A 19,215-nucleotide genomic window follows, 5' to 3' on the forward strand; every position below is an offset into this window, starting at 1 on the left:
GCCAACGACTGTGCTGGAAATCTGCCTTTGAGGACGCCCGGACAGAAGACCCAGTGGAGCTCTACTCTGAACTCCCCTGGCGTGACGCCGATCACGCGCTCCTCCTTGCGGCAAAGCTACGCGATGTAAATCATTTAGTCCAGACTTATTTATACTTGCACTTGTGGACTCCAGCTATCACCGAAGAGTCTGTGAAACCTACGCAGGCGGTTCACCGGCGCCCATATCGTCTGGGTCGGCACGGGTTGCTGTGTGTGATCGACTATTCGTAGGCCGTTTCAGCTTGGAAATCCTGCCGAGTTGGTGGCTGGTTTCCTGCCAAAAGAGCGCTAAGAATCAGGCCAGGCATTTCCCCTCCAGATCATGGATTCGGGGAGTGCGCAGATATAGAGATCACCCGGTGGCCCGGGCCGTTCCCAGAGTGTTGGGAACATGGGCCCGCCACCCCAGATAGGTTCCTTACGGCGCTGCCATTGCGAAGCGTGTGCGCCGGAAGGGCTGGAAAGCAGATGACGGTACCCATGTCCGTTCAAGAAAATATCAGAAGACTCGATTCCCAGGGAGTCCCGGGGCGTGAGATCGCCCGGAGGTTGGGGGTGAGTCGTGATTCGGTGGCCAGGTACGCGGAGCAGCAGGACTTCTCCCCGGCACCGCCGGCACCGCTGGCCCGGCCCGGGGGCTCGGTGTTGACCGGGTTCGAGCGCATCATTGAGCAGTGGCTGGGCGAGGACCAGCGCCGGCCGCGCAAGCAGCGCCATACGGCCAAGCGCATCTTTGACCGTCTCGTGGCCGAGCATGGTTTCACCGGCACGTATTCCCCGGTCCAGCGGCACGTGAAGAAATGGGCGGCCCGGAACCGGCAGGCCGGAGAGGGCTTCACGGAACTGGTCTGGCCCGCCGGCACGGCACAGGTCGACTTCGGGCAGGCAGAGGCGATCATCGCCGGGATCCGGCAGGTCCTGCACATCCTGGTGGTGACCTTCCCGTTCTCGAACAAGCGCTTCGTGCAGGGGTACCGGGGCGAGACCGCTGAATGCGTCTGCCACGGGCTGCGCAGGGTGTTCGAACACATCGGGGCCGCACCCCGGCACCTGGTCTTTGACAATGCCACCGGCATCGGACACCGGTTGGGCACCAAGGTCGTGGAGACGAAGCTGTTCGGCGCGTTCAAGCTGCACTACCGCTCCGAGTCCCGCTACTGCAACCCGTATTCGGGACATGAGAAAGGCAACGTGGAGAACGCGGTGGGTTTCCTGCGCCGCAATCTCATGGTCCCAGAACCGGAGGCCGCCACCTTGGCTGGGCTCAACGATGTTTTGCTGGGTCGGTGCGATGCCTTGTCCAGCACCACGCACTACCGCAAGGGCCTGGCCTTGGGCGAGTTGTTCATCCAGGACGTGGCGGCGTCCCTGGCATTGCCCGGGGTCGGGTTCGACCCGGTGCGCTACGAGTCCCGCAAGGCTGACAAGACCGGGAACCTGCTCATTGACGGGAACACCTACGCCGCCGGGCCCGCCTTCCACAGCCGGAACCTCACCGTCGGGTTGCGCCACGACATCATCGAGATCCTCGATGAGCACTCCGAGCCCGTCCGGTCCTTCCCGCGGGCCTTCGGACGGCAGGCCGAGACGATCTTCGAACCGGCATCCCTGCTGCCGTTGCTGGTGACCAAGCCCGGTGCGTGGGGTCATTCCCCGCTGCGGGCCCTGGTCACCGACCCGGTGCGCGATTGGCTGGATGCGGCAACGGCCACGGACCGGCGCCGGCTGCTCAACGCGGTGGATGCCGCGTCAGGGTCCGCCGGCTTCGACGCCGCAGTCCAGGCCGCCGACACCCTGATCCAGCGCGGGGACGCCCCGGACATGGCAGCGCTGGGGATGCTGGCCCGCCGGCTGGCGCACGGGACTGAACCGGCGGCCGCCAACGTGGATTTGAGCGTCTATGACACCTTCACCACCAGGGACACCAGCACGGGAGAAGTCGCGTGAACCCGGTCACCGTCCAGGACCTCCTTGAGGCGGGCAAGCACGCCGCCCTGACCGGCAGCGTGCTGACCGAATGGGCAGAGAAAGGCACCCCGAAACAACGCGAATACCTGCACGGGGTCCTGGTCGCTGAACACGAATCCCGGCTCGAATCACGACGCCAGCGGCTGCTGAAATCCGCGAGGCTCCCGGCCCTGAAAACACTCACAGGATTCGATTACACCAGTGTCAGGTTCCCCGAGGACTACGGACGCGAGTCACTCGAATCACTGGAGTTCATCACCCGGGCCCAGGACCTGGTCCTCTACGGGGACGTCGGCACCGGCAAAACCCACATGGCCACCGCCCTGGTGGCAGCCGCCTGCCGGCAGGGCATCCCGGCCAGGTTCTTCACCACCTCCGCCCTGGTCATGATGCTGCGCAGGGCCAAGGACGAGGACCGGCTGGACAAGGAGCTCGCATCCCTGGCCAAAAACCAGCTCCTCGCAATTGACGAACTGGGCTACCTGCCGATCGATACCGAGGGAGCAAGGCTCTTGTTCCAGATAATCGCGGACGGGTATGAAAAGCGCAGCCTGATCATCACCACCAATTTGGAGTTTTCCCGCTGGGGAACCGTGTTCGGGGACGACAACATGGCCGCCGCCGTTATCGACCGGCTGGTCCACCACGGGCGGCTGCTGCAGTTCCGTGGTGAGTCCTACCGGGTCAAGAACGCCCTCATGAAATAGCCAACTGCTGAAATGGCCTGGAAACGTGCCGCGGTGGCCTGATTCTTAGCGCTGAAATGGCCGACATAAAGTTGACGAAACACAGGTTGCGTTGCCTGATCAGCCAGCCAGCAGCCAATCAGCTGCCGCTTTCCGGTAGCGAATGATGCCTTTGTACTCGGCCATGTCCTCCGGTAGTTCGGCCAACACGTGGCCCAGCTTTTCTCGCCACGCAGGTACCTTGGCGATGTCGGCGAGGGGCAGGAGGTAGCTCCGGATCAGGAACAGCAGAACCCCAGTGTGTGGGAGGCGGATCAGGTGCTGGACTTCCACTCGGAGGTGGAGCTTGTTGGGCAGGTCAGGATCCGTGGCAATGGTTCCGCGGTCGGGGCCCCACTCAGGGTAGGTTTCGGTGGAGGTGTCCAAGCGCTGACCGATAGTCATAGTCCAGTTTGTCCTGCGGAACTGTTCTCCGGGTTGCAGCCGCAGGAGGAATTGCTCCGCGCGAAGGATGATGTTCTCTTCTTTGACCCGCGGGACGGGGTGGTGGATCTCGAGGAAGTTCATGCCGACGTCGAATCCGAAGGACCAATCCGCGGCGAAGCTGACCAGGCCGGCGTCGAGCCACATCGTGTTGTCTCTAACGTCGAGGAGAACGATGTCATCCTGGATCTGGCTGCCCAGGAACCGCAGTGGGCCCATGGGCAGCGAGTCATCGTCGCCGACGGTGAACTCAATGTCGAGGCCCTGCAGGGTGTTCTGCCAGCGGCAGGCGTTTCCTTCGCGATGGAAGGACATGATGTCCGGGTATTCCTGTGCCATGGTGGGTAGCAGGGTGGCGATCGTGTCCCACACAGCCGGGCGCATGTGGGGCAGGACCTGCATGCGTGAGGGGTCGCGGGTCAGGATCTGGTCGCGGTCCGCCAGTTCAGGGAGGTAGAACTCATCGATATCGATGAGCCCGGCCCCCCAGGCGCCAGCGTCTGTGGGCACGGTTTTGTTGGCCGGTTCGACGTTAGCGCTGTAGCGGTAGCTGTCACCGGTAAAAGGGAAGGGAAAGCGTCTGATGCGTTCCGGGAGGACAGCAATGTCAGGGTCTTTGTCGATGGTGATGCTCAAAGGTCCAACTCCAATTCTGGGTCTACGCTGCGTGAAACGCAGCACATCATGGCAGTGTTAGCGGCCTTTTCCTCGTCGGTGAGGTAGAGATCCCGGTGCAGTGGGGTTCCTCGAAGGACGGGCAGGACACAGTCACCGCAAATGCCTTTGCGGCACATGTTGGGGATGCTCTTTCCTGCCCTTTCGAGTGTCTCCAGCAGCGACACGCCGGCGGGAACCTCTAATCTGAGGCCGCTGCGAACCAGGTTCACTGCGAAGGGTTCGCCGTCGTCCAGCTCGGCCGCGCCGAAGGCTTCCGAGTGCAGCCTCGCCGATGTCCATCCAAGCTCACGCGCCTGGTCCAGAACCGCATCCATGAAGGCAGTCGGGCCGCAGACATAGAGGTGGGTTCCCAAGCTCTGGGTCGTGAGCGATTCCGTCAGAACCTTCTCGAAACTGCCGCGATCGGTACACTCAATGAGCGCGGTCAGTCCCGACCCTAACAACTCCTTGGCTTCCGCGAGGTGAGCTCCGGCCGCTGGCCGGTGGACGTAGATCAGGGAAGCTTGAGTGCCCCGTTCGACAGCGGCCCTTGCATGCGAAAGAATCGGTGTGATTCCGATTCCTGCAGCAACAAGCAGATGATGCGTTGCTGTTGATGCCGGGGCAAAGGCGCTCCGGGGTCGCGACACCTGAACACGGTCACCGGCTGAGAGCCGGTGCATGGCTACCGAACCGCCGGCACCGTCTTCGACCCGAAGGACCGAGATGGTGTAATCCGACGGGCCGTTGCCAGAACCCGTGAGCGAATAGGCATTTACGCCGCTTCCGTACTGGACCACCAGGTGGCTCCCCGGAACATACGACGGCAGTTTCCGGCCCGCTGGGTCAGCCAGCGTAATACTGACGATCGATTCCGTCTGAACGGCGACCTTCGTCACCTCCAGCTGCAGACCTCCCGCCACGGCTGGATGCGCACTGATCGGCAGCGCCGTGATAGTCATGATGCCTCCTCGGCATAAGCGGAGTACCCTAGGTACGCGCCAAGCCGGCGCGAAAAGTGATCAGTGGTGGCCATGACCGTGCCGCATCCCTGGCACTGCACCTCCGAGCCGGCTGCGCGGACGGTTTTGGTGGTGGAATGGCAATGCGGGCAGTAAATAACCCGCGGGGCGGTGTCGTCACTCAGCAGGGTCATTTCCTCCTGCTGCAGTCCACATTCCGCGGCGGCGGCTGCGGCTGCCCGGATGTCCGCCGGGGGGCCAGCAAGCACGAGGCGGACCCCGACGTGCGAACTTCCGAGCGCACATCTCAACTCCGAGAGTGTGTCCGCGGTTGCGGCTTTGAAATGGAGATCGTGCCGGGGCTGGACCCCGGCGTCTAGACCCGCGGTGTCACCTGTGGAGCCGAAAGTTACACAGATGACACCGCGGAAACCAGGTTCCACGCCGGCGCCTATTGCCGACGGCATGGACACGGAACGCATGGTCGGTCCTTACGGGGCGAAGGAGCGGTGGCCGGTGAAGAACCCCAGAGCGTACTCAGGGGTCTCAAACTTGACCGTTGTGCCCTTGGGGAAGAACAGCACGTCGCGCTCTTTTGCGTGTGTGACCTCTCCCGTCGACTGGTCGGTAAGGATGAATTCACCCTGCACGACGACCTTCATCTCGTCGTAGGTGTACGTGTACACCAAGGGCTCGGAAGCCTTCAGTTCGAAGAATCCGGCGCTCATGACGGACCCCTCCGGATTGTGGAGGGAGTCGCCGATCGCAGCGACCGTTCCAGGTTCGTTCATGGACGGCAGCCCGATATAGCCGCCTTCCACCTTGTGGATGGATCCAGCTTTACTGAGTGTTCCTACGAGGGTGGTTTCCATGATTTCTCCTTTGAATAGTGCTTGGGAAGGCGGGTCATCTTGAGGTCAGAACGCGGGTGTCGTTTCGGGAAGATCATCGCGGATCGCGGTTTCCTCTGTTCTCGAGGGCCGGGCGAGCTCTAATCGGACCCTCCATGTGATCTGAATCACTGGCCTCATCCCAATAGCAAAGCTACGTCACAGAATTCATCTAGTCCAGACTTTTTTATAAAAATATGCATTTGGCTCATCAGTTATGTGATCCACGGCAGCTGTTAGGCGGAAGCTGTCAATGAGGCGACCGCATCATGCTGGACGAACCCGTCGGGCTTTCTTGTGAAGCGCCCCTTGAAGTACGCAACAGCCCAACGGGATGCTCAAAAATGCCGCTCCTGAGCGCGGCAGGAGGGCGGGACGGTCCATGACCGGCCTGCCGCTCCTGCCTATGGGACAGCAGTTGCTTACGCACGAAGAATCCGAGGAGCTGGCCCCTACCCGGGCCTTGGCATGTCGTAAGCGACCTCGCGCCCCGAAGTACTAGATGCCTGTTCGTTTATCGGGGATCCAGAACCCATTCGGGGTCTGCGGCATCCTTACCCGAATCCGTGCCTGATAGCGAGGCAAGGGCTGTTTTGTTGTTTGAGCCTCTTGATTCGTGCTGTGAATACCACCAGATGGGTATGTATAGGGACAGTACGATGAAGCCGAGCCAGGTGGAGGTCCAGCCGATTTCCAGGCTGTTCAGGTAGACCACGCCGAGCAGGCATAGTGGCACATTGAATAGGCCGAAGAGCATGGCGACATTTTTCCAGCCCTTGGGTGCTTTGAAGGGTCGTTCCAGACCAGCGAAGGCCGGGTCCTTTTTAGCCTTGACGTAGGCGAACAGGCTGATGCCGTTGGCAAAGGTGTAACCGATCGCGGCAGCGGCGAGAATTGCTGCCATGGACCCCATGGAAATCAGCACCACATTAAATGCTGCGGTGACGAGCAGCGCAATGAATGGGGTCCCGTGGCGGTTGGTTTTCCCGAAAACCTTCGGAAGGTTGCCTTCCATTGACATGGAGTGCATGGCGCGGGAGGAACCCAGGTAAGCGGTCTGGATGATGAGGACCATGGCGGCGATCAACATGATGATGGTCACCATGGAACCGGCTTCGCCAAAGACAGCCTGGGCGACTGGAATCAGGGGTGATACATGCTCGGCCTGGACACCCTCAACACCGAGAACGCCGATCACCGAGGTTTGTACCAGTACGTACAGGATGAGGCAGATGATGCCGCAGGCAAGCAGAGCCTTGGGGACATCTTTGGAAGGGTTCTTGTATTCAGGGCCGTAGATGGCCGCCGTTTCCCAGCCACAGGCACTCCACTGTGCGATACCGAAGATGCCAAAGAGAATCAGGATATGGTGCATATCCCAGACCCAGTCAGTCGGCCACCAGTTGCCGGTGATGTTGGCCATGTCAACGTGTCCGGTAGCAAAAGGCGCCACGGCCAGGATAACCAGCGGTATCAGTGACACGGCCGCCAGGACGTATCCCAGCATGGCGCCATCCTTCAGGCCGAACCAGTTAACCACGAACAGTCCGGCGAAAATCACCCCACCGGATATCAGCGCGAGTTGATACTCGGTAAATGTCTCACCCAGCACCGGAAACAGCCCATGAAGGTAACCGCCGACCAGGATTGCGAAGATCGCCAGTACTGGGTTCCAGGCAAACCAGTAGCTCCAGGCGGTGAAGCCTCCGATCAGCTTGCCCTTGTCGTACTTGCCTTGGTAGTTCTTGGTGCGAAACACATGCTGCGCAAAACCTGGCAGGCCGGAAGCCTTCGGAAAGGTAGTAGCCAATTCGGCGTAGGCGGCGTTCTGCACGAAACCCTGAAGGACCGATAAGCCCCAGATAAGTATCGCTGCGGCGGACACGTACATCGGAAAGTAGCCCAGCGACGGCAAAATCAGCAAGGGCACACCCATAGCGATTGCCATGCCCTGCTTCCAGTCGATCGACCTTTCAAGGTGGTCGACCCCGTTTAAACCATTTTCACTCATAAAAATCTCCCTTAGAAAGCCTAAATTCGATTATTAATGTGGACGCATAACTGGTCCTGCCGGCAAACGGGTACGCGGGCGATTGGCCGCATACCTCCTGCGGAACAGGTGGGGGCCATTGGTTCAAAGCCCAACGCGCTCCTCAATGCAAGGATCTGGAAGACGCGGGGGTATGCGCGGTAGGAAGCCACCAACTGGGTTGAATTTGCACCGACTTCGGCGTGGGTGTGGCTAGTCGGAGAAGACTCTTCCTGGTTCGGGATCTTGAGCAAGACCTGCGAGTGGTTACGGCGGCATCCTTTGTGAAATGCATCACTCACAGAGGTTACAACTAATAGCTGCAGTTCAACAGGTTTTGCGAGAATTTATTTCTGGTTGGTCTACCCTTTGTCCAAGAGGTCCCTTCTCGCTAGCGTTTCCGTTCCCAGCAGACCCTCCAGCACCCCCTGCTTCGCTACTTCGGGAGCGCGAAGCTACTTTGTGTAGACCAGCGATAGTCCCAAATGGGGAACATCCAGAGGCGTCTGACGCTGGTTTGGAGCTCCAGGTCTGATTCGCTCGCCAACCAGGTACTTCCCTGAGTTGCCGAGAATGACGCGGTTGCTGGCGTTGATGAGGGCGGCATCGCTTGAGACGGCGCGCAAACTGGGCATGATGAGGGGTTCTAGGTCCTTGATCCTGATGTCGCAGCCAGCGACCCCCGCGAAGTGTCCGTGGAGGGAAAAAGGTGCCGTGAACGTAAGGACGTAGTCCTCGAAGCCGAGATAGTCGATGTACGGGCCCCAGACAGTCTGCTCACCTGTGGTAGCGGCGGTGGAGAAGAACGGCAGCTTTTCATAGTCGTAGTATCGATTGCTCCCTGGAGTCCGATCAGCAACAAGCCTTTCCAAGGCGCCGGAGTTCTTACGGAACCACCATTCCAAAGCCCGGCCGCCCTCCTCGACGGACTCCGTGGCGAAGAACGTCCCGGCGCCCACAGCAAAAGAGTTCGCCACCAAGAACGCCCGCGCGACTTCGTCCAGTCCGACCAGTACAGTTTTACCGACCTTGGACTTTCCCGCGAGATTTCGTTCCACCAGCGAGGCAACGTCCTTGGAAAGCTTCTTGGTTTCGTCGGCGACGCCGTTTATCCAAGCAGTGAGGGCATCGGCAGCATGTACGACTTCGTCGTCGGTGTTCATTGGCCGTCCTGGGTAGATTTGGCGTAACGCGAGGTGGGCATTGGAGTCAGAGGAGAGGTGCCTCGCCTAGTGTGCTCAGATCCCGGGTTTTTGGGCATTCTTGGATTGGTCCTGGTTACTGCCCCTGGCCGGTTTCAAGTGTTGGCGGTTGCAGGTTCGCGGTCAAATGCTACTCCTGGAGGTCATCGGCCATTTCACTTGACGCAGCGTAACCCAGACTGAGTTTGGTGTCGATCAGGTGATAAATGTTCCGCTTAATATGCTCCCGTACCAGCGTCTGGGCCCTTTCGGGTTGGTCCTGGCCCACGGCCCGGACTAGCTCCAGATGTTCAGCGGTTGCCGCCTCGGGGTCAAGTGAGGAGGCGAGAGGGGTCCATATCTGTTGAACTGTTTCTTGCTGAAGGCGGATCTCCGCACTGACTAACCGGGGTGATCGCGCGGATACTGCTAATTCGATGTGGAAGCGGCTGTCGGCAGGTGCACGCACCCGAGGGGTTGTGGCCAGAACCAGTGCCCGCGCAAGTTCCTGAAGACGATCGACGTCGTGTGGTTCGGCGCGCTCACAGGCCAGACGGACGGTCGCGGCGGCTATGGCCGAGTGCTCGTCGCCGATGTCTCGTATCTCCGAAATGGAGGTGGATAGAAACCACTTCCGTATGGCGTCGGTCTTGGTTGGCGGCTGGTTGACGATAAAGGTTCCGCCGCTCCGGCCTCTGCGGGTCTCCACGACTCCCTGGTCCCGCAGCTCCGCCAAAGCCTCCCGAAGGGTGGCGCCGCCGACCCCAAACATGTCCGAGAGCGCGGCTTCGGGCGGTAAGCGTTCGCCTACTTTAAGAAGACCAAGGCCAATGGCCTTGGAAATTCTTTCGACGATCGCATCGGCCCTCTCAATTTCCGGTAAGGACCGGTATATCTGGGATTGGAATGGGGTTGGCGAGGCCAAGAGTCTGCGCTCCGAAATGGGCTAACGGGTTTGGTCAATCCTAAACCAGTCCGGGCCGAACTTTTCTGGACTTTGGCCGCTGTTACGAACCTATTCAAAGTAATCCCTCACTACTCGATCCCCGGCCTGAGTGGACCCCCCTTCCAGGTGGCCCCACCAACTCGGCCGTCGTCCCGGAGGTCCTGATGGTGGCAGTAGCAGAGGGCTGTATGGGTCCATGAGACGCAGCTACGCCGCCCACCTCACTGATACCAATCCTTAAGTGTAGTTAAAACCGTCAGAAAACAGTGTTACCCCTGCCCTTCTGCTTCGGGATTATGGATATCAACCGCAAAGCATCGTTCGGCCGCTCCAGGCTGACAACCGAATGGAAAGGACAAACCGTGAATCCGACAGCAAATGCGACGCGTACCGGGTACAGCACCACGGACGACATCGTCCGGAATCTCGCTCTCGTCAAGGACGAGATCGCGGATACAGCGGCCAAGATCGACGAACAGCAGATTGCTGACCTGGCCCGCCACCTTACCCAACCAGGCCGCGTGTTCATCGCCGGTGCCGGCCGGAGCGGTCTCGTCCTGCGGATGGCCGCCATGAGGCTGATGCACCTGGGCCTGAACGTCCACATCGCTGGTGACACCACGACTCCTGCTATCAGTTCCGGCGACCTGCTCCTGGTGGCCTCCGGATCGGGAACGACCTCGGGAGTGGTCAAGTCAGCGGAAACAGCGGCGAAGGCCGGGGCGCGGATTGCCGCGTTCACCACCAACGCGAGTTCACCACTTGCCGGACTCGCCGATGCGCTGGTAATCATTCCCGCAGCCCAGAAGACCGACCACGGCTCCAGCGTTTCCCGACAGTATTCAGGGTCCCTCTTCGAGCAGGTACTGTTCCTCGCCACCGAAGCCCTCTTCCAGTCCCTGTGGGACAACACGGATGTACCAGCCGAAGAGCTCTGGCTCAGGCACGCAAACCTCGAATAAACCGAGGCCCACATTTCACCTACTGCATTTTCCACTCAATTTTCAACACCCACCGCATTCCCCAACAGAAAGAAAACACCATCATGAAGCTCCAAGTTGCTATCGACCTGCTGACCACCGAAGCGGCCCTCGAACTCGCCGGCCAGGTTGCCGAATTCGTTGACATCATTGAGCTCGGTACCCCGCTGATCAAGGCCGAAGGCCTCTCCGTCGTCACCGCGATGAAGAACGCCCACCCGGACAAGGTTGTTTTCGCTGACCTCAAGACCATGGACGCCGGCGAACTCGAAGCCGACATCGCCTTCAAGGCCGGCGCTGACCTGGTCACCGTGCTCGGTGCAGCCGACGACTCCACCATCGCCGGCGCAGTCAAGGCTGCCAAGGCTCACAACAAGGGTGTTGTCGTTGACCTCATCGGCGTCGAGGACAAGGTGACCCGCGCCAAGGAAGTCCGCGCCCTGGGTGCGAAGTTCGTTGAGATGCACGCTGGCCTGGACGAGCAGGCCAAGCCCGGCTTCGACCTGAACGGACTGCTGCGCGCCGGCGCAGAAGCCCGCGTTCCGTTCTCCGTGGCAGGCGGCGTGAAGCTCGCCACCATCGCAGACGTCCAGAAGGCCGGCGCCGATGTCGCCGTCGCCGGCGGCGCCATCTACAGCGCAGCCGACCCGGCACTGGCAGCCAAGCAGCTCCGCGCCGCCATCAACTAACCAGCAGCCGGTTGACGGAGGCGTCCCGCACTCCCAACAGCCGCGGGACGCCCCTCCGGGGCTACAGCCACCCCTTGATTGGGGTCTGCGGCCGGGATGTCTTACCTGTACTGCCCGCGGTCAAACGTCACCGCGGGCAGTTCGGTGGAAGAACTAAGACGATTCCCGGGCGCACTGAACCCCGATCCAAGAACACGACACCCCAGGATGGGGGTCGGCAGATAGGGGATCCTCACCCTAGGAAGGAATCTGTTCATCATGCGTAGTCAGGCCACACACAAATTGGAAGTCGTCGTCACTGAGCCCGGTCGACTCTACGAGTTGCTCGACGATGCAGAGTCCACGCTCAGGCAGATAGCAATGCCCCATTGCTATGCGGGCATTCTGGTCACCCGCCATGAGCCGAACCGTTACACCCTCGCGCTCAGCGACACTGTTCCTTACGGGGAGACCCGCGAGCAGATACTCTCGTGACCGTCGTGCCGCGACCACACTGCCTTTTCAAAAGTTAGAAGCAGCAATGCCACTTACCTTCGTTGATTCAAGCGTGGCGTCCGGGCCGCGAACCGGAAAATCGGGCCGTAATCCTTTGAGGGATCCGCGGGACCGGCGCCTGAACCGTATTGCGGGACCGTCGTCGCTGGTCCTGTTTGGGGTCACGGGGGACCTCGCGAGGAAGAAACTGATGCCGGCCGTGTACGACCTGGCGAACCGCGGGCTGCTGCCGCCGAGCTTTGCCCTGGTGGGCTTCGCGCGGCGGGATTGGGAGAACGAGGACTTCGCCGCCGAGGTGAAGGCCGCGGTCAAGGCCTACGCCCGCACCCCGTTCGATGAAAAGGTGTGGGAGCAGCTCGCGCAGGGCATCCGGTTCGTGCAGGGGGAGTTCGACGACGACGGTGCCTTCAAGCGGCTGTCCGAAACCATCGATGAACTCGATGAGCGGCGTGGGACGCGCGGCAACCACGCGTTCTACCTCTCCATCCCGCCGAAGGCGTTCGAACTGGTCTGCCGGCAGCTCTCAAAGCACGGACTGGCCCAGGCCGAGGGTGACAAGTGGCGCCGCGTCGTGATCGAGAAGCCGTTCGGGCATGACCTCGAGTCGGCCCGGCAGCTCAACGACATCGTGGAATCGGTGTTCCCGCCGGACGCGGTGTTCCGGATCGACCACTACCTGGGCAAGGAGACGGTGCAGAACATCCTGGCGCTGCGCTTCGCCAACCAGCTCTTTGAACCGCTCTGGAACGCGAACTACGTCGACCACGTCCAGATCACCATGGCCGAGGACATCGGTACCGGCGGCCGGGCGGGATACTATGACGGCGTCGGCGCGGCCCGCGACGTCATCCAGAACCACCTGCTGCAGCTCCTGGCGCTCACCGCGATGGAGGAGCCGATTTCCTTCAACGCCGATGACCTGCGCGCCGAGAAGGAAAAGGTCCTGGCCGCCGTCCGGCTCCCCGAGGACCTGTCCACCCACTCGGCGCGCGGGCAGTTCACCGGCGGCTGGCAGGGCGGCGAAAAGGTCGTGGGGTACCTGGAAGAGGAGGGTATCCCGGCCGACTCCAAGTCCGAGACGTTTGCCGCGATCCGGGTGGACATTAACACCCGGCGCTGGTCCGGGGTGCCGTTTTACCTGCGCGCCGGCAAGCGGCTGGGCCGCCGGGTGACGGAGATCGCCGTGGTGCTCAAACGTGCCCCCAACCTGCTCTTCACCGACCACGGCGAGGACGACTTCGGCCAGAACGCCGTGGTCATCCGGGTCCAGCCGGACGAGGGCGCCACCATCCGGTTCGGGTCCAAGGTTCCCGGCACGCAGATGGAGGTCCGCGACGTCACGATGGACTTCGGCTACGGCCACTCCTTCACGGAATCCAGCCCGGAGGCCTACGAACGGCTCATCCTCGATGTGCTGCTCGGCGAGCCGCCGCTGTTCCCCCGCCATGCGGAAGTCGAGCTGTCCTGGAAGATCCTGGACCCGTTCGAGGACTACTGGGCGTCCCTGGACGACCAGCCCGAACCCTACGCCCCCGGAAGCTGGGGACCTGCCTCCGCCGACGAGCTCCTTGCCCGTGACGGACGAACCTGGAGAAGGCCATGATCGTAGATCTTCCCGACACCACCACCTCCAAGATTTCCAAGAAGATCATGGCCCTGCGCGAGCAGGGCGGCGTGATTGCCCTGGGCCGGGTGCTGACCCTCGTGGTTGTCACCAAGTCCGGGCTGGAGGAGGAGGCCATCGAGGCCGCCAACGAGGCCAGCCGGGAACACCCCTGCCGGATCATCGTCCTCGCCGACGCCGGCGCCAAGGCCCCGACCCGGCTCGATGCCCAGATCCGGGTGGGCGGCGACGCCGGAGCCTCCGAGGTCATCCTGCTCCGCGGCTACGGCGAACTCGCGGAGGAAAGCGAATCCCTCGTCGCGGCCCTGCTGCTGCCCGACGCGCCGATCGTGGCCTGGTGGCCGCACGGCGCCCCAAAAAACGCCTGCGAGACGTCCGTCGGCCGGATCGCGCACCGCCGGATCACCGACTCGGCCAACGAATCCGATCCGCAGCGCGCCCTGGAGAACATCCGCCGCACCTACAAAGCCGGCGACACGGACCTGGCCTGGACCCGCCTGACCAACTGGCGGATTCAGCTCGCCGCGGTCCTGGACCAGGTCGACGGCTCACCCGTGACGGCCGTCGCCGTCGAAGGCGCCTCAGACTCCCCCAGCACGATCCTGCTGGCGGCCTGGCTGACTCTGGCCCTCGACGCCCCGGTCACGATCGTGGCGGACCCTGCCGGCACCGGGATCCGGCGCGTGCGCCTGACCCGCACCGCGGGCGACATCCAACTGTTCCGGCCCGGCCTCACCGTGGCGGAACTGACCCAGCCCGGACAGCCCGTGCAGCGGATCTCCCTGCCCCGCCGGAGCCTGAAGGACTGCCTCGCCGAAGAACTCCGCCGACTCGACCCCGACGACGTCTTCGGCGAAACGGTTCGTAGTCTTGGTACTTCCAATATCCACCAAGAAACCGACCTGACGTTCACGTGCAGCGGGGAGCCCAGACGCAACGGAGACGCCTTATCACTGGTCGCAGTCTAAAGGACCGCGCCACCGAGGCCTGGAACCCCAACGCGCCAGTTAGATTGGCACTTGGTGCCGATTCACCGGTGCCGGCTGGATCCACGAAAGGAACACAAGAAATGGCCCATAAAGTTCAGGCCGTCATCGCCCGGGAGAAGAATGCCCCGGTTTCGCTCGAGACTATTCTGGTCCCGGATCCGGGACCGGGCGAGGCACTGGTGGACATCCTCACGTGCGGGGTCTGCCATACCGACCTGCACTACAAGCAGGGCGGCATCACGGACGACTTCCCCATCCTGCTGGGTCACGAGGCTACCGGCGTGGTCAGCGCGGTGGGCCCGGACGTCACCGAAGTGGCGCCAGGGGACAGGGTCATCCTGAACTGGCGTGCCGTCTGCGGCCAGTGCCGGGCGTGCGCCAAGGGACAGCCGCAGTACTGCTTCAACACCCACAACGCGACGCAGAAGATGACCCTGGAGGACGGCACCGAGTTGTCGCCCGCGCTCGGCATTGGCGCCTTTGCCGAGAAAACACTCGTCGCCGCCGGGCAGTGCACGAAAGTGGACGACGACGCCGATGCTGCCGCCGTCGGGCTCCTCGGCTGCGGCGTGATGGCCGGCATCGGCGCCGCCATCAACACCGGCGAGGTCAAGCGTGGCGAGTCTGTGGCCGTGATCGGCTGCGGCGGTGTGGGCATCGCCGCAATCGCCGGGGCAAAGCTGGCCGGCGCCACCACGATCATTGCCGTGGACATCGACGCCAACAAGGTGGACATGGCCAGGTCCCTGGGCGCCACCCACGGAGTCGACTCGAGCCGGGAGGATCCTGTCGAAGCCATCCGCGCGCTGACGGGAGGCCACGGCGCCGACCTGGTGATCGACGCCGTCGGACGTCCCGAAACCTACAAGCAGGCGTTCTACGCCCGCGACCTCGCCGGCCGCGTGGTGCTCGTGGGGGTTCCGTCACCGGACGCGAAGATCGAGCTGCCCCTGCTGGACGTCTTTGGGCGGGGCGGGTCGCTGAAGTCCTCCTGGTATGGGGACTGCCTGCCCTCACGTGATTTCCCCATGCTCGTGGCGCATTACAGGCAGGGCAACCTGGACCTGGATGCCTTTGTCACCGAACGCATCACCATTGACCAGGTGGAGGAAGCCTTTGCCAAGATGCATGACGGCAAGGTCCTGCGCTCGGTTGTCGAACTACAGACTCTGAAGGAGCTCTCATGAGCGTCACCATCGAAAACCTCGTCACTTCGGGCACGTTTTCGCTCGACGGCGGCACTTGGGACGTGGACAACAACGTCTGGATTGTGGGCAACGAGGATGAGTGCGTGATCATCGATTCGCCGCACGATGCAGGCGCGATCATCAACCAGGTCCGGGGCCGGAAGGTCCTGGCCATCCTGCTGACCCACGCCCACAATGACCACATCGGCCCGGCGCGGGAGCTCGCGGCGGCAGTGGATGCCCCCATCCATCTGCACCCTGATGACCTCATGCTGTGGGAACAGGTCTACCCGGACCACAAACCGGACGAGGAGCTGGCCGACGGCGACGTGTTCAAGGTGGGCGGGGTAACCCTGCGGGCCATCCACACCCCTGGCCACTCTCCGGGCTCCAGCTGCTTCTACCTGGAAAGCGAAGGAACCGTGTTCACTGGAGACACGCTGTTCAGCGGCGGTCCGGGTGCCACAGGGCGTTCCTACAGCGACTACAACACGATTGTTGCTTCGATTCGGGAACGGCTGCTGACCCTTCCGCCTGAAACGGTGGTCCGCACCGGCCATGGTGAGAACACCACTATCGGGGCCGAGCGCGACACCCTGGACAGAATCCCGCAGTAAGGACATATCGAGGTTGTCGAGGGCGCTAGGACGGATCCGGCGCAACCGGCCACTGGGAGGGTGGCGAGAGCATCCACGGATCCGCATTAGCTGACTGGCCGGTTTATGAACTACCCCGGTTGTCCGTTGCCTAATCGGACACGAAGCGCACTCGGGACCGAGTTCTGCGTTTGGCGTTGGCCCGCAGTACTGAGTTATGGCTGTCGGTATGCAGCCATAGGGAATGCCGGGCTCGTTCCCTTTCGACTTCTATTCAGAACAGCAAAGGTGCCAGTCGTGATGTCAGGTCGCGGGCCGCTTCCGAGTGTTCGCAGATTATGGCAAACCGTTCTGCAGGACTGGAGAGGCAGAGGGCTGCGCCGACCGGTTCGTTAGGCAGTCTTACTGGAAGCGCCAGGCTGGCAGATCCTTGCTCTAATTCGTTAATTTCCGAGGCCTCGCCCTTGATCCTTATTTCCGCGAGTTGTTTTTCCAATTGACCCCTGTCCGTGATGGTGTGCTGTGTCAGTTGCATCAGCGGCCCTTTCGGGAATGGGGGTGCGGAATCGGCAAGTTCAGCAAGCATCAGTTTCCCTGCCGCAGAGCTGTGTGGATACCGAAGCATTTCGAATACTGAGTGGAGCGGATAATCGGGATCTTCATCTGCGATTCGGAGGGAAGCGTTCCGGAACATGATTAGGTGCACTGCAAAACGGTTTCCGCTTCGGAATTTCTCTATGACGGTTCGGGCCGCGGTGGGAACGGTGGGGGGCGTCGCTGCCGTAACCAAGCCTGACAGAGCGTGTCCGAGCGCGAATCCGCGGAGGTTAGATGTGCGGACCAAATATTCGTCCGCGACGAGCGAATTCAGAATCCGGTAGGCGGTCGCCTGGGGCATCTGCAAAGCATTCGTGATCTCTTTCGCCGTAGTCCCCGTTCCGAGCCGTGCCACGATCTCCAGGATCCGGAAGGAGTTTGACGCTGCATTGGAATGCGTTGCCCTATAGTTCATCGGTCGGGCCCGCCACGAAACAGGTCTAATTCCCGGGTCTCGTCGTAGATGCCCACGGCCGCCAGACGCTCGGGTAGCCGGCGGTGCAGGAACGTGGCATAAATGATGCTGCCGAGCACGACACCACCATAGATGACAGCCTGCAGGTTGCCTGTGCGAACTGAAGCCGCCGCCGCCGTCCAGAGCACGGCCCCGAGGGTCACGGTGGATAACGCTCCCAATATCCAGCTTACGTGAGTGTTTTCTCCTATTCGGCGCAGGAAGAAGGGTAGGGATGCGCTGGCCAAAATATAGGAGCCAAGGTAACCGTAGGCGCCCAGGGTGAACAGGTCCACCAGGCCCCGCTCAGGACTGGTACCAGAGATGATGATCGCGATCGGAACCATGGCAACTACCGGCATTACGCAAATGATTGCCGCGGAGGGGGTTCGAAAGGCGGGATGCGTGGTGCCGAACAGTCGCGGCGCAATCCCTTCTCTTCCCATACAGAAAACTATCCGAGCAAGGGCATTTACCGATGCGATCGTGCACGCAAACCAGGATGCTGCGATGCCCAGGTCAAGGACTGCGGCGAACACGGGGGAAGTCTGGGAAAACAAATCGGACAACGGAGTGGAGCTGGCTACGATGTTTGGCGGTGCCCCTTTGAGGGCCACGTCCTGGGAGACTACGGCCAAAAGATAAAGCACGCCCGCCATGATGGGGGTCCACGTGATGGCCCTTGGGACGCTGACGAAAGGCCGCTGCGCCTCGCCTCCCAGTGTGGTCGGGCTTTCGAAGCCGACAAAGGCACTTACAGCCACGACGATTCCGATTGGTAACAAGTCTAAATTCCCGGTCCAGACAAACAAGCTCTCGACGTTAACCTTCGGCGCGTGAAAGGCGAAGTAAGCAAGCATGAGGACGGCGAGGACTCCAATTGAAATGGACTCCATCAACAACGTGGCCCACGCGGATATCTGGATTCCCCTAACCATGAGGAAACAGGCGGCGGACGCCGTGGCAAGAATAACGAGCACAGTGACGACTCTGGAGTCTGCGGGGGTCACCCCAAGGTTGATGAACAGCTGAACGACGTATGTGCCGACAACTAGTAGGCCGGCCATGGCGACGACGGCGTACCCGAACATGGCGGACCAGCCAGCGGTAATTGCTGTCCGCTGGCCAAGTCCTTTCGCCGTGTAGCTGTAGAGGCCGCTGACTGCAGCCATGCGCTTTGCCATCGGTCTCAGACAGAATGAAACCAGAACCATGACCGCCATGGCTGCACCGAATGTCAGCACCAGGTTAGGTCCACTGGATCCAAAGACAAGACCCGGAAAGACAAGAGCCGGAATGACAGACATGGCACCCGCGGGCGCCACCGCGGCTATCGCCTGTGCAAAAACCGGCAGGAATGAGAGTTTCCGGCGGTTCAGACCCTCCACTGGGGAATGGGGAGTGATGAACCGATCAGCACGGGCAGACACCAGGTACCAACTTTCCCTCACGCTCGGCTTGCTTGCTGGAGACGCAAGTCACAAGCCTGAGGTGCCAAACTTTAGCACCGCGGGCGCCGCGTGGATGCGCGCGGCCTTGGTTCCAAATGTTTCCAACATGTTAACTGAGGTGGGAAGAGGTGGCCCTGAAGTTCTCACGCGAATAGCTATAAACGGCTCGCCTAGATGAATTCTGTGGCGTAATTTTTTCTACACGGACGGAATGAGTGATCGGCGTCACGCCAGGGGAGTTCAGAGTAGAGCTCCACTGGGTCTTCTGTCCGGGCGTCCTCAAAGGCAGATTTCCAGCACAGTCGTTGGC

General features: G+C 61.5%; 18 protein-coding genes. 9 read left to right on the top strand and 9 right to left on the bottom strand.

What is annotated here, in order from left to right; all coding sequences use genetic code 11:
* Window positions 1–521: 521 nt before the first annotated feature.
* Window positions 522–1,988 carry an IS21 family transposase gene (gene istA / locus ABIB49_RS18440; protein WP_354157569.1) on the top strand — a complete coding sequence of 489 codons (1,467 nt, stop codon included), beginning with the start codon at window positions 522–524 and terminating at the stop codon, window positions 1,986–1,988.
* Window positions 1,985–2,716, top strand: a complete 732-nt coding sequence (gene istB, locus ABIB49_RS18445; RefSeq protein WP_354157570.1) for an IS21-like element helper ATPase IstB — start codon at window positions 1,985–1,987, stop codon at window positions 2,714–2,716. Before istA ends, istB begins: the two co-directional genes overlap by 4 nt.
* A gap of 99 nt (window positions 2,717–2,815) precedes the next feature.
* Here the strand turns inward: istB and ABIB49_RS18450 are convergent, their stop codons facing one another.
* The 7 genes from ABIB49_RS18450 to ABIB49_RS18480 all read right to left on the bottom strand — a co-directional run bounded on the left by ABIB49_RS18450 (window position 2,816) and on the right by ABIB49_RS18480 (window position 9,822).
* Window positions 2,816–3,814, bottom strand: a complete 999-nt coding sequence (locus tag ABIB49_RS18450) for a heme-dependent oxidative N-demethylase family protein (protein WP_354157571.1) — start codon at window positions 3,812–3,814, stop codon at window positions 2,816–2,818.
* Window positions 3,811–4,797 carry a PDR/VanB family oxidoreductase gene (locus ABIB49_RS18455; RefSeq protein WP_354157572.1) on the bottom strand — a complete coding sequence of 329 codons (987 nt, stop codon included), beginning with the start codon at window positions 4,795–4,797 and terminating at the stop codon, window positions 3,811–3,813. The genes ABIB49_RS18450 and ABIB49_RS18455 overlap by 4 nt, the downstream gene beginning before the upstream one ends.
* A complete protein-coding gene (locus ABIB49_RS18460; protein ID WP_354157573.1) occupies window positions 4,794–5,279 on the bottom strand; it encodes a dimethylamine monooxygenase subunit DmmA family protein in 486 nt (161 codons plus the stop codon). The genes ABIB49_RS18455 and ABIB49_RS18460 overlap by 4 nt, the downstream gene beginning before the upstream one ends.
* A gap of 9 nt (window positions 5,280–5,288) precedes the next feature.
* On the bottom strand, window positions 5,289–5,669 hold the full coding sequence (locus tag ABIB49_RS18465) for a cupin domain-containing protein (protein WP_197515771.1): 381 nt from the start codon (window positions 5,667–5,669) through the stop codon (window positions 5,289–5,291).
* 532 nt (window positions 5,670–6,201) lie between these two features.
* The gene (locus ABIB49_RS18470; RefSeq protein WP_354157574.1) at window positions 6,202–7,698 is read right to left on the bottom strand and encodes an APC family permease; all 1,497 of its coding nucleotides are present in this window, start codon (window positions 7,696–7,698) and stop codon (window positions 6,202–6,204) included.
* Between the two features lie 473 nt (window positions 7,699–8,171).
* Window positions 8,172–8,879 carry a cache domain-containing protein gene (locus ABIB49_RS18475; RefSeq protein WP_354157575.1) on the bottom strand — a complete coding sequence of 236 codons (708 nt, stop codon included), beginning with the start codon at window positions 8,877–8,879 and terminating at the stop codon, window positions 8,172–8,174.
* A gap of 169 nt (window positions 8,880–9,048) precedes the next feature.
* A complete protein-coding gene (locus ABIB49_RS18480; protein WP_354157576.1) occupies window positions 9,049–9,822 on the bottom strand; it encodes a FadR/GntR family transcriptional regulator in 774 nt (257 codons plus the stop codon).
* Window positions 9,823–10,205: 383 nt separating this feature from the next.
* On the opposite strand from ABIB49_RS18480, the gene hxlB reads away from it, so the two are divergent.
* From hxlB to ABIB49_RS18515, 7 genes are all read left to right on the top strand, one after another.
* Window positions 10,206–10,805, top strand: a complete 600-nt coding sequence (hxlB, locus tag ABIB49_RS18485) for a 6-phospho-3-hexuloisomerase (protein ID WP_354157577.1) — start codon at window positions 10,206–10,208, stop codon at window positions 10,803–10,805.
* An 83-nt stretch (window positions 10,806–10,888) separates the two neighbouring features.
* Window positions 10,889–11,512, top strand: coding sequence for a 3-hexulose-6-phosphate synthase (hxlA, locus tag ABIB49_RS18490; RefSeq protein WP_354157578.1), 624 nt, complete (start codon window positions 10,889–10,891; stop codon window positions 11,510–11,512).
* A 258-nt stretch (window positions 11,513–11,770) separates the two neighbouring features.
* Window positions 11,771–11,986 (top strand): hypothetical protein, encoded by a 216-nt coding sequence (locus ABIB49_RS18495; RefSeq protein ID WP_354157579.1) that lies wholly within the window; start codon window positions 11,771–11,773, stop codon window positions 11,984–11,986.
* Window positions 11,987–12,032: 46 nt separating this feature from the next.
* Window positions 12,033–13,610: a glucose-6-phosphate dehydrogenase gene (gene zwf / locus ABIB49_RS18500; RefSeq protein ID WP_354157580.1), complete on the top strand. Its 1,578-nt coding sequence runs from the start codon at window positions 12,033–12,035 to the stop codon at window positions 13,608–13,610.
* Complete coding sequence (locus tag ABIB49_RS18505) at window positions 13,607–14,599, top strand: glucose-6-phosphate dehydrogenase assembly protein OpcA (RefSeq protein WP_354157581.1); 993 nt, start codon at window positions 13,607–13,609, stop codon at window positions 14,597–14,599. The genes zwf and ABIB49_RS18505 overlap by 4 nt, the downstream gene beginning before the upstream one ends.
* 101 nt (window positions 14,600–14,700) lie before the next feature.
* Entirely contained in the window at window positions 14,701–15,807 is a 1,107-nt protein-coding gene (locus ABIB49_RS18510) for an S-(hydroxymethyl)mycothiol dehydrogenase (protein ID WP_354157582.1), read from the top strand.
* Window positions 15,804–16,424, top strand: coding sequence for an MBL fold metallo-hydrolase (locus tag ABIB49_RS18515; protein ID WP_354157583.1), 621 nt, complete (start codon window positions 15,804–15,806; stop codon window positions 16,422–16,424). Before ABIB49_RS18510 ends, ABIB49_RS18515 begins: the two co-directional genes overlap by 4 nt.
* A 253-nt stretch (window positions 16,425–16,677) precedes the next feature.
* Here ABIB49_RS18515 and ABIB49_RS18520 read toward each other — a convergent pair whose 3' ends face one another.
* Both ABIB49_RS18520 and ABIB49_RS18525 read right to left on the bottom strand, forming a co-directional pair.
* Entirely contained in the window at window positions 16,678–17,415 is a 738-nt protein-coding gene (locus ABIB49_RS18520) for an IclR family transcriptional regulator (protein WP_354157584.1), read from the bottom strand.
* Entirely contained in the window at window positions 17,412–18,842 is a 1,431-nt protein-coding gene (locus tag ABIB49_RS18525; RefSeq protein WP_354157585.1) for an APC family permease, read from the bottom strand. Before ABIB49_RS18525 ends, ABIB49_RS18520 begins: the two co-directional genes overlap by 4 nt.
* Window positions 18,843–19,215: the final 373 nt, after the last annotated feature.

Source organism: Arthrobacter sp. UYCu512 (genome assembly GCF_040547075.1).
In the GTDB taxonomy this organism is placed as follows: domain Bacteria; phylum Actinomycetota; class Actinomycetes; order Actinomycetales; family Micrococcaceae; genus Arthrobacter.